The sequence below is a fragment of the Mesorhizobium sp. M1399 genome (genome assembly GCF_040317735.1).
In the GTDB taxonomy this organism is placed as follows: Bacteria; Pseudomonadota; Alphaproteobacteria; order Rhizobiales; family Rhizobiaceae; genus Mesorhizobium.
The window spans coordinates 16,531-30,558 of sequence record NZ_JAMYKZ010000008.1; the positions used below are offsets into that span (position 1 = coordinate 16,531).

At 63.4% G+C, this 14,028-nt stretch carries 14 protein-coding genes and 1 pseudogene; 8 read left to right on the forward strand and 7 right to left on the reverse strand.

What is annotated here, in order from left to right; genetic code table 11:
- Positions 1-112: 112 nt before the first annotated feature.
- Together NKH05_RS15130 and NKH05_RS15135 are read left to right on the forward strand one after the other, a co-directional pair.
- Positions 113-1,234 (forward strand): beta-ketoacyl-ACP synthase III, encoded by a 1,122-nt coding sequence (locus NKH05_RS15130; RefSeq protein WP_352844480.1) that lies wholly within the window; start codon positions 113-115, stop codon positions 1,232-1,234.
- 141 nt (positions 1,235-1,375) lie between these two features.
- Positions 1,376-1,993: an MOSC domain-containing protein gene (locus tag NKH05_RS15135; RefSeq protein WP_023720829.1), complete on the forward strand. Its 618-nt coding sequence runs from the start codon at positions 1,376-1,378 to the stop codon at positions 1,991-1,993.
- 226 nt (positions 1,994-2,219) lie between these two features.
- Here the strand turns inward: NKH05_RS15135 and NKH05_RS15140 are convergent, their stop codons facing one another.
- Both NKH05_RS15140 and NKH05_RS15145 read right to left on the reverse strand, forming a co-directional pair.
- Positions 2,220-2,417, reverse strand: a complete 198-nt coding sequence (locus tag NKH05_RS15140) for a hypothetical protein (protein ID WP_023676715.1) — start codon at positions 2,415-2,417, stop codon at positions 2,220-2,222.
- Positions 2,418-2,564: 147 nt separating this feature from the next.
- A complete protein-coding gene (locus NKH05_RS15145) occupies positions 2,565-3,050 on the reverse strand; it encodes a thioesterase family protein (protein WP_352495168.1) in 486 nt (161 codons plus the stop codon).
- 119 nt (positions 3,051-3,169) lie between these two features.
- Between NKH05_RS15145 and NKH05_RS15150 the strand changes: the two genes are divergently transcribed.
- The 3 genes from NKH05_RS15150 to NKH05_RS15160 all read left to right on the forward strand — a co-directional run bounded on the left by NKH05_RS15150 (position 3,170) and on the right by NKH05_RS15160 (position 9,478).
- Positions 3,170-4,582 (forward strand): FAD-binding oxidoreductase, encoded by a 1,413-nt coding sequence (locus NKH05_RS15150; RefSeq protein ID WP_352855222.1) that lies wholly within the window; start codon positions 3,170-3,172, stop codon positions 4,580-4,582.
- Positions 4,583-4,686: 104 nt separating this feature from the next.
- Positions 4,687-5,208, forward strand: coding sequence for a hypothetical protein (locus NKH05_RS15155; RefSeq protein ID WP_352515711.1), 522 nt, complete (start codon positions 4,687-4,689; stop codon positions 5,206-5,208).
- Positions 5,209-5,323: 115 nt separating this feature from the next.
- The gene (locus tag NKH05_RS15160) at positions 5,324-9,478 is read left to right on the forward strand and encodes an AsmA family protein (protein WP_353025638.1); all 4,155 of its coding nucleotides are present in this window, start codon (positions 5,324-5,326) and stop codon (positions 9,476-9,478) included.
- Positions 9,479-9,489: 11 nt separating this feature from the next.
- On the opposite strand, the gene NKH05_RS15165 is transcribed toward NKH05_RS15160, so the two are convergent.
- Positions 9,490-9,735 carry a winged helix DNA-binding protein gene (locus NKH05_RS15165; protein WP_023720825.1) on the reverse strand — a complete coding sequence of 82 codons (246 nt, stop codon included), beginning with the start codon at positions 9,733-9,735 and terminating at the stop codon, positions 9,490-9,492.
- On the opposite strand from NKH05_RS15165, the gene NKH05_RS15170 reads away from it, so the two are divergent.
- Positions 9,619-9,891, forward strand: a complete 273-nt coding sequence (locus tag NKH05_RS15170; RefSeq protein ID WP_245278655.1) for a CBS domain-containing protein — start codon at positions 9,619-9,621, stop codon at positions 9,889-9,891. The two genes, NKH05_RS15165 and NKH05_RS15170, sit on opposite strands and share 117 nt — an antisense overlap.
- 3 nt (positions 9,892-9,894) lie before the next feature.
- Here NKH05_RS15170 and NKH05_RS15175 read toward each other — a convergent pair whose 3' ends face one another.
- From NKH05_RS15175 to NKH05_RS15190, 4 genes are all read right to left on the reverse strand, one after another.
- Positions 9,895-10,116, reverse strand: a complete 222-nt coding sequence (locus NKH05_RS15175) for a ribbon-helix-helix domain-containing protein (protein WP_023720823.1) — start codon at positions 10,114-10,116, stop codon at positions 9,895-9,897.
- A 17-nt stretch (positions 10,117-10,133) separates the two neighbouring features.
- Positions 10,134-10,337 (reverse strand): DUF4169 family protein, encoded by a 204-nt coding sequence (locus NKH05_RS15180; RefSeq protein ID WP_023720822.1) that lies wholly within the window; start codon positions 10,335-10,337, stop codon positions 10,134-10,136.
- An 18-nt stretch (positions 10,338-10,355) separates the two neighbouring features.
- Positions 10,356-10,892: an SspB family protein gene (locus NKH05_RS15185; protein WP_023676707.1), complete on the reverse strand. Its 537-nt coding sequence runs from the start codon at positions 10,890-10,892 to the stop codon at positions 10,356-10,358.
- A gap of 134 nt (positions 10,893-11,026) precedes the next feature.
- A complete protein-coding gene (locus NKH05_RS15190) occupies positions 11,027-11,710 on the reverse strand; it encodes a TetR/AcrR family transcriptional regulator (RefSeq protein WP_353025640.1) in 684 nt (227 codons plus the stop codon).
- Between the two features lie 167 nt (positions 11,711-11,877).
- Here NKH05_RS15190 and NKH05_RS15195 point away from each other — a divergent pair, with 167 nt between their 5' ends.
- Together NKH05_RS15195 and NKH05_RS15200 are read left to right on the forward strand one after the other, a co-directional pair.
- A complete protein-coding gene (locus tag NKH05_RS15195; protein ID WP_023676705.1) occupies positions 11,878-13,083 on the forward strand; it encodes a multidrug effflux MFS transporter in 1,206 nt (401 codons plus the stop codon).
- Between the two features lie 101 nt (positions 13,084-13,184).
- Positions 13,185-14,006: pseudogene (locus NKH05_RS15200) on the forward strand (LysR family transcriptional regulator); the annotation flags it as partial.
- Positions 14,007-14,028: the final 22 nt, after the last annotated feature.

Sequence of the window (14,028 nt, forward strand, 5' to 3'; positions counted from 1 at the left end):
CCAGGGACTTGATTTAAGCCGGCATAAACTGGCTAGGTGCAAAAAGAGGTTGCGCCGAGCTTTTGCGGCGTCGACATGAAGCCGCAACGCCTGCGCACGGGACGAACTGGAAATGCATCGCGTCATCATCAGCGGCATCGGCGTTGAAATCCCCGAAGCGTCGATCACCAATGAGGAGCTCGTCGCCAGCTTCAACACTTGGGTGGACATGGAGAACGTCCGGCGCGAGGTCTCGGGCGAGCCGCTGCTGCAGAAATCGGACAGTGCCTTCATCGTCCACGCCTCGGGCGTCCAGACCCGCCATGTCATCGAACGGGAAGGCATCCTCGACCCGACCCGCATGGCGCCGCGCTTCCCGGCGCGGCCCGACGATGCGCTGTCGCTGGAGGCCGAGTTCGGCATCGCCTCGGCCAGCAAGGCGCTCGATCATGCCGGGCTGAAGCCTGGGGACATCGACCTGGTGATCTGCTCGGCCTCGCACCATCAGCGGCCCTATCCGGCTATCGCCATCGAAATGCAGCAGGCGCTGGGCACGAGAGGCGCCGGCTTCGACATGGGGCTTGGCTGCTCTTCGGCGGCGGCCGCATTGCACATTGCGGTCAATCTGGTGCGGGCAGGGGCGCATAAACGCGTACTGGTGACGACGCCGGAGATCATCACGGGCCACCTCAATTTTCGCGACCGGCAGACGCATTTCATCTTCGGCGACGCGTCCGTGTCGATGATCGTCGAAGGGCTCGCCCAGGGCGAGAAGCGGTCGGGGCGTTTCGAGGTGCTCGACACGCGTGCCTGGACGCAGATGTCGAACAGCATCCGCACCAATCTCGGTTACTATACCCGCGCCACCCAGGACGATCCGTACATGATCGATCTGGAAGGCAATCTGATCAAGCAGATCGGCAACAAGGTGTTCAAGGAAGTCACCGTCGCCGGCCACAAGTTCATCGTCGAATTCCTGGCCGAACACGGGCTGACACCGCAAGCGATCCGGCGCTTTTGGCTGCATCAGGCGAATGCGCGGATGAATGCCATGATCCTGAAATTGTCGTTCGGCCATGACGTCGACCATGACCGCGCGCCGATGGTGCTGGAGCGCCTCGGTAATACTGCCGCCGCCGGTGCCATCATCGCTTTGTCGGAGAACCATGCCGATATGAAGGCCGGCGACTACGGCCTGCTCTGCGCCTTCGGCGCCGGCTACTCGATCGGCGGCGCGCTATTGCGCATGCTCTGACCATTTCGGCGCGAACGGAACCAGCATCGGAACCCCGCCGGGCATAGTCACATCAGTCCGCTTGATCGGAGCATCAGCGCTTTCGACTGGACCCGATGAGCTACCGAGGCTAATTGCGCGTATCACGCGAGGAACGAACCCATGCCGGATCTTTTCCCCGAGGCCGAAAATCCGGTCGAGATCGTGCCGGCGCGAAAGCTCACCGCCAAGGTGGCCGCGCTTTATCTCGCGCCGTTCGATCATTTCGAGACACGAGCCATCGACACCTTGCAGCTTGGCTTCGACGGCATTGAAGGCGATTTCCACGCTGGCACGACGCGGCGCTCCGGCGGACGGGAACCCTGGTATCCGCGTGGCACCGAGATGCGCAACGAGCGGCAATTGTCGATCGTGGCGGCGGACGAACTGACCACCGTCGCCGAACGGATGGGCATCGCCGAGATCAAGCCGGAATGGATCGGCGCCAATCTCCTAATCGAAGGCCTGCCGCACCTCTCGATGCTGCCGTCCGGCGCGCTGCTGTTCTTCAAAGGCGGCGCGACTGTCAAGATCGACGCGCAGAACGGGCCTTGCCGCATCGCCGGGCGATCGGTCGCCGAAAATGCCGGGATGGCCGATCACGAGGCCGGCGCGCTGCTGTTCGCGAAAGCGGCGAAGCGTTTGCGCGGCCTCGTCGCCTGGGTCGAGAAGCCCGGCACGATCACGGCCGGCGAGGAGATTTCGGTGCGCGTGCCAGAACAGTGGATTTACCGGGCCTGAAGACTAAAATCTTAGAGGATCAGGGATTGTCTGTTTGTAGTTGGCTGCTGAAACAGCTTCCAATCCATCGCCTTGTTTGGCCGTTTTCTTTGTTCGCCGCAATTTCGTCACCGCAATTCTTGCAACGATAGATGCCGGAATTCGGTGGCTTGCTGCCTGGCGACCATTCGTTGTCGTAAGCAACGCTGTCTTCTTGTGCCGCAAGCTCGGTGTTATCATAACAGTTTCAGGCGTGGCCGCGTTTCATCCGCGCCTGCTTAAGGATGGCGCGCCAGCGGATCATGGCGAAGGGGATCGGCTCGTTGTTGTTGGCGATGTGGAAGATCTCGTTGTTGAGGTTCTTCAGCGAGCGCCAGAAATCATAGTCGGTGATGCGTGGGTCAGCCGCCAGCCTGTCCGCCTCGACCTTGATGTCGGTTTTCATGCACGTTCCCCGAACCGCTGCTGCTCCGCCGCCCGTATCGCAACTCGATGCGGATGGTTTTCCAACGCCGCGCTGAGTCGTTCAACGTCTCAATTCGGCTTGTTCACGTTAAAACCTCGGTAAGGTTAACGGCGGTTGGGTTGCGGTTCAAGCCGGCTTACGACGAATACCGATCGAGCGGCCGGCGCGCTCCGGCATCGGCAGGGCGGCATGGGCGGCGCGCATCGCTTCCACCCTGGCAAGGACGTCGGCGGGGAAGGGCGCCACCTTCGGGCCAGCCATGTCGACATGCAGCGACAGCGTTTCAGACGTGGCGGCAAGCCAGCCGTCGACATGGCGGATTTCCTGATAGGCCCTCAGCCGCTTGTCGTCATGGTCGAGGAGCTGGAACGAGACCGTGACCTTGTGGTCGAGATGCAGCTCCTGGACGTAGCAGACATGGACTTCCGCGGTGTAGATGGTCAGCCGCCGTTCCCTTACATAGTCCATCCCCATTCCCATCATCTCGAAGGCTTCGTCGGAGCAACGGTCGAACAGCACGTTGTAATAGGCCATGTTCAGATGGCCGTTGTAGTCGATCCAGGCCTTCTCGATGTCCATGGCGCGAGAGACGAAAGGGGCGGGGATGGGCATCGGAAACTTCCTTCTCGTCATGCCGGGATGAGCGTGGACTGGACAGAGCGTGGTCGGTGAGACTACGCATCCCTAGATGCAGAACAAGGGTGGACGCTGGTCCATTCGCGGAGGAATCGATGGCTCTAAGCGACCTCAACCCGGTCGAACGCAACGAGGAAGGCATTGCCGCCGTGCTCGGCATCCTCAAGCAGCGGCTCGGCGAGCGCTTCCAGACCGGCCAGGCGATCCGCGCCCAGCACGCGCACACCACGACCTATATCCCGACGCAGGCGCCGGACGGTGTCGCCTTTGCCGAGACGACGGAGGAGGTGCAGGAGATCGTGCGTGCGTGCGCTGCACATCGCGTGCCGGTGATCGCCTTTGGCGTCGGCTCTTCGCTGGAAGGCCATACCAATGCGCCGGGCGGCGGCATCTCGCTCGATACGTCACGCATGAACCGTATCGTTGCAGTCAATCCGCAGGACCTCGATTGCACCGTCGAGCCCGGCGTGACGCGCGAGGACCTCAACCGGCATCTGCGCGACACCGGCCTGTTCTTTCCGATCGACCCGGGCGCCAACGCTTCGCTCGGCGGCATGGCGGCGACACGGGCGTCGGGCACCAACGCCGTGCGCTACGGCACGATGCGCGACAACGTCCTGTCACTGACGGCGGTGATGGCCGACGGCGAAGCGGTTACGACCGGAAAGCGCGCCAAGAAAAGCTCGGCCGGCTATGATTTGACGCGGCTGCTGATCGGCTCGGAAGGTACGCTTGGCATCATCACCCAGCTGACCTTGAAGCTGCAGGGCATTCCGCAGGCGATTTCGGGCGGCGTCTGCCCGTTTCCCAGCGTCGAGGCGGCCTGCAACGCGGTGATCGCGACCATCCAGATGGGCATTCCGGTGGCGCGCATCGAATTGGTCAATGCGCTGCAGATGCGAGCGATGAAGACCTATTCGAAGCTCGACTATCCGGAGAGCCCCTGCCTGTTCGTCGAGTTCCACGGCAGCGATGCCAGCGTCGCCGAACAGGCCGAGACTTTCGGCATGATCGCCGAGGAAAATGGCGGCGGCCCGTTCCTGTGGACCAGCATCGCCGAAGAGCGGACAAAATTGTGGAAAGCCAGGCACGATGCCTACTGGTCATCGCTGACGCTGCGGCCGGGCGCCAAGGGCCTGTCGACCGATGTCTGCGTGCCGATCTCGCGCTTTGCCGAATGTGTCACCGAGACCGAGGCGGATATCGCCGAGATGGGCCTGATCGCACCGATCGTCGGCCATGCCGGCGACGGCAATTTCCATGTATTGGTGCTGATGGACGTGGACGACCCGAAGGAGATCGCATTGGCGGAAAAATTCGTGGCGCGGCTCAATATGCGCGCCATCGGCATGGACGGCACCTGCACTGGTGAGCATGGCATAGGTCAGGGCAAGATCGGCTTCCTGCGGCATGAGCTCGGTCATGGCGTCGACATCATGCGCACGATCAAGCAGGCGCTCGACCCGCTGAATATAATGAACCCCGGCAAGATATTGCCGGCCGAATAGTGGAAGAAGATCCAGATGGTCCCTGGCTTGACCGCACCACCATTTGGACCGAGACTCCAAGGACCTGAGAGGCAGGCAGGCGTCACAGACGGAGGAATGGTGTCATGGCGATTTCACGCAAGGAAGAGGCTCGGGCGCTGAGCGCCGACGAACATGCTCTCGTCGAGAAGTCGCACCATCCAGCGGTACAGCATCTTGCCGACGCCGAACTCGCCAACCTGGTCAAGCTCCTAAGGGAACGGCGCGACAAGGCCCAGACCGAGGCGCATCGCCGCCGCCGCGAAATGCGCGGCAAGGGTGCGCCAAAGGGCGCCGGCGCCTCGAAGGCCGATGAAGGTTCGCAGTTGAAGCTGGCGGTTCTGGCGATGACCATGCGGCGGCTCAATGGCGAGGCCGAACGCCGCCGCCAGTTGGCAGCGCGTGTTTCGCTGGTCGAGAATGCACGCAAGGCGCTGTCCATGAAGCAGGGCGCTGCGGCAGACGGTCCCGAGTTCAACACGCGCACCGCGCACAAAGGCATGCGCGCGATCGTGAGCCGGCGGCCCGAGAATCTGATCCGGCCGATGGAACTCGGCCGGCAGCGGCAGGCGGCAAAGGTGGCGCAGGCAAAGCGCGACGCGCGCTGAGTTTTCTTGGCCGCCTTCTTTTGCCCTGGACGCCTGTCTGGCGGGAATTGCCTCTTTATCGACACGCTGATGCGGGTAGAGTGCGGCTGATTTTCAATCAACCGCTTCGGAGTTCATGCTCGCACGCCTGTTCGTGATCTTCGGTGGGCTTCTCGTGCTGGTGCTGTGTGCGGCGCTGGTGGTGCCGTACTTTGTCGACTGGACGGGTTACCGTGCCGATTTCGAACGCGAGGCGAGCGCCGTTCTTGGCCGCAAGGTGACCGTGCGAGGCGATGCAACGGCAAGGCTGCTGCCGTTTCCCTCGGTGACCTTTTCCAACGTCGCCGTCGCCGGTGGCCCCAACGGCCAGCCGGCGATGACCGTCGAAACCTTTTCGATGGATGCAGAACTCGCGCCATTCCTGCGCGGCGAGGTGCTGATCTTCGACATGCGCCTGGTGCGGCCGAAGGCGACGATCGACATCGCCGCCGACGGCACGGTCGACTGGACGATACGGCCGTCCTCGCCGTTCGATCCCGGCCAGATCTCCATCGAGAAGCTGACGGTGACGGAAGGACAGATCGCGCTCAGCCACGCCGCCGGCGGCCGTAGCCATCTTATTTCCGAGATCAACTCGACGATCTCGGCCAAGTCTCTGGCCGGACCCTGGCGGCTGGACGGTTCGCTGTCGCTGGACGGGTTGCGGACCACGATCGCCGCTTCCACCGGCAAGGCCGAACCGGACGGGCAAATGCGGCTCAGGCTCAAAGCCGGTCCGGATGACTATCCGCTGGTCATCGAGACCGACGGCAATGTGGGCCTCGTCGAGGGCGCCGCGGTCTATTCGGGCCAGTTCAAGATATCGGGCGCAGACCAGACTGTAGCGCAGTTGCGCGGCACCGACGGCGAGGCAGTGAAAGTCAGCGCCGGCAAGCCGGATCCGGGGTTCAGGCTGAACGGCAAGTTTTCGCTCGACCACCAGGAGCTCGGCGTCGACGAATTCCGCTTCGAGACCGGACCGCTCGACAATCCCTACACCGCCGATGGCAAGGCTGCGGTCGACCTTGGGCTGAAGCCGCATTTCTCGATCGAGGCCAATGGCGCGCAGGTGCAGTTCGACGAGGCAGTGGGGGCGGCGGCCAGTGCCGGATTGACGCTGTCCGAGCGGGTGGCGGCGCTGGAGCAGGCGCTGCTCGATCTGCCGAAGCCGACCATACCGGGCACGGTCGAGGTGAAACTGCCGGCGGTGGTGGCAGGCGACACGACGATTCGCGACGTGCATCTGTCCGCCGAACCGGCCGAGGGCGGCTGGGCGGTAAAATCGCTGGCCGCCACGCTGCCCGGCCGCGCCAAGCTGGAAGCCAATGGCATGGTCAGCGTCGAGGATCATTTTGGATTCACCGGATCGCTGCTTCTGGCCGTGGCGCAGCCCTCCGGCTTTGCCGCCTGGCTGTCGAAGGACGTCGACGAGGCGATCCGCCGCTTGCCGGCCGCTGGCTTCAAGGCAAAAGTAGATTTGAGTGAAAAACACCAGGCCTTCAGCGATCTCGAACTCATCCTCGGCAAGGCGAAGTTCTCCGGCCGCATCGATTCCACCCAGCCCGAAGACACAAGGCCATCGGTGCTGATGCAACTGGAAGGTGGCGAACTCGACGTCGATGGGCTCGCCGCCTTCGCCTCGATCTTCGTCAGCGACAAGGGCGCCAACCGCTTTTCCGACCGCGACCTCGATTTCCGGATCAAGGCCGGGCCGGTCAGCGCAGGTGGGTTGACCGCCGATAGCGTCGACACCGCGCTTAGATTGCGCGACGGGCTGCTTGAGATCGACCGCCTGTCGGTCGGCGGACTTGCCGGCGCCTCTATCAGCGCCACCGGCCGGATCAAGGACTTCCCAGCGAGCCCGACCGGCAAGCTCGACGCCTCGGTGGTCACCGTCGACCTCAAGCCGCTGATCGACGTCGCCGTCCGGCATTATCCGGACAATGCGGTGCTGAAGGGGCTGGCGGCGCGCGCCGCTGCCTATCCGGAGCTGTTCCAGGATGCGCGTATCGACGCCGTCACGAGTGCCGCAGACAATGGCGACGGTACGACTGGACTGGCAATGAGCGCACAGGGCAGGGCCGGTGGTTCGGCCTTTTCGGCGTCGCTGTCCGGCAAAGGGGCGCTCGACCGGCCCCTCGAAGCGCCGGTGACGTTGACCTTCAATGCCCGGAACGCCGACGCCACCGCACTTCTGGCGCTTTACGGGTTGCCGGCGCTGCCACTCGGCATGCTCGGCGAGGCGACCACCGACGTCTCGGCCAAAGGCACACTTGGCGGCGGCCTGGCGACACGCTTCAGCCTGGCCGGCAACGACTTCAAAGCTGGTTTCGACGGGACAGTTGCCGACACGCCTCAGGGCGCGGCCGCCAAGGGCAAGGTCAGCCTGGAAACGGCCGACATCGAGCCATGGCTGATGACGACCGGCGTCGGCCTGCCTGGCATGGGGACCGGCATGTCGACGTCGCTTGCTGCCGATGCCGACTACGGCAATGGTCTTTTGGTGCTGAGCGGCCTCAACGGCGCCGTCAACGAAGCGGCGGTTTCCGGTGACGTAAATATCGACGTCAAGGAGGGGCTGCCGCATCTTGCCGGCGCGCTGTCGCTGGACGAGCTGGACCTCGATCCGATGGCGATGATGCTGTTCGGCGACCAGGCCTTCCTCGTCAATGACGGGGCCTGGCCGACGGCACCGTTCAGCCAGAAATCCAGTTTGCCATTTACCGCCGATCTCGATCTGACGGCGGCGTCGCTTGCCGCCGGCCCGCTTGCCACCGCCTATGACGCTGCGCTTTCGCTGCAGCTCGACCAGGAGAGCATTCGTGTTTCCGACCTCAAGGCAAAATTCCTCGGCGGCGAGTTGAGTGGCCTGTTCGAGCTCAAGAACAATGACGGCACCGGGCTTTTCTCCGGTCAGATGAAACTCGCCGGCTCCGATCTGGCAGCCGTGCTGCCGGAGGCCGGTTTCAGCGGAAGCGGCGATTTCTCGACGGCGCTTTCGACCAGCGGCAAATCGGTCGACGCGATGGTCGCGGCGCTGTACGGTTCCGGCACGGCGACGCTGAAGGGCATGACTATTGCCGGCTTCAATCCCGATGCCTTTGGCGCATTCATCGCCAAGGCCGACGCGATAGGGCGCGATATCGACGCGTCGAAGACTGCCGGCTTCGTGCCGCAGATCGCCGCGGCGGGAAGTTTTCCGGCGCAGGACACCGATATTGCCTTCACCATCGCCGGCGGCACGCTGAGGGCGCCACCGGTCAAATTCGAAAGCCCGGGCGCGACGCTGTCCGCCGACATCACCGCCGATCTGAATACCAGCACCGTCGATGCCAAGGGCGAGATCGCCTACCGACCCGGCGACGAGGCGCTGGTCGGCTCCGAACCAATTTTGAATTTCAGCGTCGACGGTCCGTTCGGCGCCATCAAACGGCAGTTCGACAGCGAGCCACTGGCACAGTTCCTGACCCAGCGTGCGCTGGAAAAGGAGCAGCAGCGGGTCGAAGCCATGCAAGCCGCGCTGCTCGAGAAACAAAGGCTGCGGCGTGAGGTGCGCTACTACGCTGCCCTGCAAACCGAGCGTGAAAGAGCGGCGGAGGAACTGCGCAGGCAACAGGAAGCAGCGCGGCTGAAGGCCGAGGCCGACGCCAAGGCAAAGGCCGAAGCTGAGGCGCAGGCCCAAGCCGAAGCGGAGGCGAGGGCGCAGGCTGAAGCCAAGGCGAAGGCTGAAGCGGACGCTAAGGCACAGGCCGAAGCCGAGGCTCAGGCCCAAGCCGAAGCGGAGGCCAGGGCGCAGGCTGAAGCCAAGGCGAAGGCTGAAGCGGACGCCAAGGCAAAGGCCGAAGCTGAGGCGCAGGCCCAAGCCGAAGCGGAGGCCAGGGCGCAGGCTGTAGCCAAGGCGAAAGCGGATGCAGCGGCGAAGGCCGAAGCCGAGGCCAGGGCGAAAGCCGAGGCGGCTGCAAAGGCCAAAGCGGATGCCGAAGCCAAAGCCGAGGCGGCGCAACAGGCTGCCGAGGAAGCAGCGCAGGCCGAAGAACAGCAACGCCAGAGGGCGGAAGAGGCGTTGCGGATCGCCTCGGAAGAGAAGGCAAAGCTCGACGCCGAACGCAAGGCCGCGGCGGAGCAAGCGCAGAAAGCAGAACGTGCGCCACCGGCCGCAAATAACGTGCCACCCTCAGTGCCGCCCCCGCCAAAGCTCAAGTTCGATCCCTCGTCGATCGACGATCTGCTAAAATCGCTGAATGGCGGGTGACGGCGCATCCCTTATGCGCCGCGTCCAGCAAGCAAGCGCTTCAGCATCGGCTCGATCCGCCCGAGTTCGTCGAGATGAGCGGCTGACAGATCGGCGAGACTGTCGTCGGCGCGGTCGGTCAGCCGCAGCAGCACGCGGCGGTGGTCCTCCTCGTAGTGGTCCCTCGCGACGAGCCCGGCTTCGCAAAGACGGTTGCCTATCCGGATGAGTATCTCGAGGGCCCCTCCGACAAGCTGCTGATGGCGAACGTGTCCCATTTGCCCGTCGTCACGCGAGAAAATGCGCGGCTGGTGGGCTATGTCGGCTGGAAGGACCTGATGCGTGTCAGATCGAAGAAGCAGGCCGAAGAACGCGACCGCTCGGCTTTGCTGGGCTTCCGTATCCGGCGCAGGAAACAAAATAGCGTTGCCTGAAGGCTACAACTTGCGGCGCTTGGCCCAGTCCAGCACATAGAGCCTGAGCGCCGAGGAGAGGTTCGCATCGCGCGGGCGGCTCTCGTCGATTTCGGCGACAAGCGCGGCGAGCGTCAATTTTCGCGCGGCCGCGATGGCGACCAGGTCGTCGTAAAAAGGCTTTTCGAGCGAATAGCTGGTGCGGTGGCCGCGAATGGTGACCGAGCGCTTTTCGACCGGGCTCACGCGACCGCCCTCACACTTCAAGCATCGGATTTGTCCGAATCGCCCGATTTTTCCCGGCGATGACTGGCGACGAATTTGTCGGCCTTGTCGGCGATCAGGCGGTCGCGATCCCGGCTGGTTTTGGAACGGCCATGCAGCGCCCGGTTCTGTTCGGCCAGGCGCTCCTTCTCGGCTCGCGCCTTCTGCTTGCGTGCCTGACGGAGATTGACGATCTCGGCCATGTCACGCCGCCCGTCGGGTCACTTCTTGCGGAAGGCGTCGAGCGACACCACGTCGGCCCCCTTGGCGCCGGCGTCGGCCGCGGCAGGCTTCTTTTCCGCCTCAGCGGTTTTCTTCTTCGTCTCAGGCTTTTTCTCGGCGACGATGGCCAGCGGCTCGGGAGCAGGCTTGGCCTTTGTCTCCTGTTCAGCCGGGGTATCCGTCTTGACGTCGAATTCGAGCTCGAAGTTGACGGACGGATCGTAAAAGCCGCGTACGGCCGAGAACGGGATTTCCAGTTTCTCCGGCACGTCGGAAAACGACAGCCCGACCTCGAAGCCGGTGTCGCTCACCTTCAGGTCCCAATATTGGAACTGAATAACGATGGTCATCTGTTCGGGATAGCGTTCGCGCAGCCGCGAAGATACGCGCACGCCCGGCGCGCCGGTGAGAAATGTGATGAAGAAGTGATGGTTGCCTGGGAGACCGGTGCGCGCGACCTCGGCCAGGACCTTGCGCATGACGCCGCGCAACGCCTCCTGGGCCAAAATGTCGTAGCGGATGTGGTCGTCGGCCATGTGGCTGTCGGCTTCCGTTGAATCGTCCTGATAGCTGTAATCAAGCTTGAGCGCGGCGTAAACCGGATATAGATCGCCTGCGTGCGGAAGCGAAGCCCATTGGCGACGATTTGATCGTCAAACGGCTTTGACCGTCAAGCGCTGGCGAGCGCGCCCTGCTTACGAGCCACAGGCTGCCGCTTGCCGAAGGCGCGCAGGAAGGTGCGCACGCCATTTGTCGCTGACTGCACCACCTCGTCCTCGGTTGGTGCGCCGCCGAGCATGAACGTCGTCTGCAACTCGGCATTGGCAAGCGCCATGAACTGGCGCGCTGCGACATCGGGATCGTCGATATCAAGGAAGCCGGCATGAGCGAGGCGGGCGAAACGGGCGGCGATCGCCGGCCATGTCCTGCCCGGTCCTTCTTCGCGCCATTCGGCGAACAACTCGGGATAGCGCCCGCCCTCGGTCTGGATCAGCTTGCGCAGGAATTTGCCGTCGCGGTTGCAGATGCAGTTGTGATTCATCCGCACAGCAAAGGCTATGAGGTCGGCTTCGAGATCCTTCGGCTGATCGGGAAAAGTGGAAATCGTGGCAAAGATGCCGGCGTTGCAACGTTCGGTGAGGTCGCGGACGATGGCACCGAAGAGTTTTTCCTTGTCGCCGTGATGATTGTAGATGGTCTGGCGGGAGACGCCGGCCTCGGCGGCAATCATGTCGATATTGGCACCGGCGAAGCTTTCGCGGCAGAAGACCGAGGTGGCGGCATCGACAATCGACATCCGCTTGGCCTCATGGCCCCGTGGCGGGAAAATGTCAGGAGAAACGTTGGCCTTCATGCAAAACTATATAGAGGTGGTTGACGAATTAGACAAGCCTGTCTAAATTTGTGGACTGCACGAAGGGAGTTTCGTTCCGCAGAAGAGTCGGAACTCCATGGGATGGAACGTCCTAGGGTTACGCGCCGGTCCTCGGCGGCAACCAGAATTCGAAAGAGCCTGCTATCATGAACGCCAAATTCCTCCGCATTGCGGTCGTGCTCGGCCTATTGTCCGCGATCGGCCCGTTTGCCATCGACATGTATCTTCCGGCCCTGCCGTCAATAGGCGAGGATCTGCATGCCGGCACTGCCGCGGTGCAGATGAGCCTGCTGATCTTCTTTCTTTCCATGGGCTTCGGCCAGATCGTCGTCGGACCGATCTCCGACATGGTCGGCCGCAAGCTGCCGCTCTACGGCGGCCTGGCGCTGTTCATGGTCGGCGGCGTCGGCTCGGCGCTGGCTCCCTCGATCGAATGGCTGATCGCCTTCCGTTTCCTGCAAGGGCTCGGCGCCAGCGCCGGCATGGCCGTGCCGCGCGCGATCGTTCGCGACCTGCATACCGGCACCGAGGCCGCCAAGTTGATGTCGCTGCTGATGCTGGTGTTTTCGGTGTCGCCGATCCTGGCGCCGCTGACCGGTAGCCAGATCATCGAGAACTTCGGCTGGCGCGCCGTGTTCTGGACGGTGACGGGCGCGGCCGTGCTCGCCACCATCCTGCTGGCGACCTCTCTCAAGGAGACGCGGCCGGTCGAAGAGCGCGCCGGTTCGTCCTTCGGGACGGCACTTTCCGGCTACCGCTTCCTGATGGGCGACCGCAACTTCCTTGGCCTGACGGCCATCGCCGGCTTCGGCATTGCGAGCTTCTTTGTCTATCTGTCGAGCTCGTCCTTCATCCTGATCGACCATTATGGCCTGTCCCCTTCGGTTTACAGCGTGTTCTTCTCGATCAATGCGGTTGCCTTCATCGGCATGTCGCAGCTGACCGGGTTGCTATCGGAGCGGTTCGGGCTGCAGCGCGTGGTGCGCGTCGCCGTGACCGGCTATGCGACGACGATGGTGGTGCTGTTTGCGGTGATGGCATCGGGTGTCGACCGGCTCGACGTAATGGCGGCGCTGCTGTTCATCGGCTACGGTTTCCTCGGCCTGGTTATCCCGACGACGTCGGTGCTGGCCATGGAAGAGCATGGTGAGATCGCCGGCACGGCGTCGGCGCTGATGGGCACGCTGCACTTCGCCATCGGCGCGGTCGCCATGGGTGTCGCCGGCGTGTTCTTTGACGGCACGCCGCTGCCAATGGTGGCGGGCATCACGCTGTGCGCGGCGATCTCCTTCACACTGGCCAAGATAACGCTCGGCCGCAGCCGGGACGTTGCGGAAGCGCCGGCGGAGTAAGCTTCACCTATCGAGACAAAAAGGCCGGGCGATGTTCCCGGCCTTTTCACGTTTGCGGTCCCGGTTCAAAGCAGCCTTTGCCTATATGACGGGTTCAAGACATGCAGCTTAGACATCTCAAGACCTTCGTGGCGGTCGCCACCACCTTGAACATCACGCGCGCCTCCGAGCGGGTTCATCTTGCCCAATCGAGCGTGACCGAACAGATCCAGGCGCTGGAAGCCGATCTGGGCACGTCGCTGTTCGACAGGTCACGGCGTGGCTTGAAGCTGACGGCGGCAGGACAGCGCCTGCTGGACTACGCAAACGATCTCCTCGACCTTGCGGACGAAGCCCGTTCCGCTGTCGCCGACGCGAGCGGTACGGTTGCCGGTCGCCTGACGGTCGGCGGCCTGGAGACGCTTTGCGTTACGCGCTTGCCAGCCTTGCTGAGCGAATTCCACCGGCGCTATCCAGACGTGGAACTGAACCTCCAGGCGGGCGATAGCAGCCGGTTGCGTGCCGGCGTGGCCAGCGGGGCGCTGGACGTGTCTTTGCATTTCGGGGCCGCCCCGGCGGCGGCGCCGGAGCTGCGAAGCGAGCAGGTGGCAGAAGAAGAGCTCGTCATCATAATGCCGGCAAATCACCGGTTGGCCGGATATTCTGCCATAACGCCCGACGATCTGGCTGACGAGGCCTTCCTCGTCACCCAGCCCGGTTGCGTCTACAGGCGGATGTTCGACGAAACGTTTGCCGCAACGTTGCCTGACCGTCCAAAACTGGTCGGCGAGTTCGCCAGCATGGGCGCGATACGGGGCCTTGTTGCAGCCGGTCTTGGATGCGCGCTGGTCCCGCGTCTCGTGGGTTCTGCGGCTGACGCCAATATCGTCGTGCTGCCTTGGGTCGGAAGCAGCCCGGTGACGCCGGTCACCATGGTATGGCGCCACCGGCGCATTCAAGCGCCGG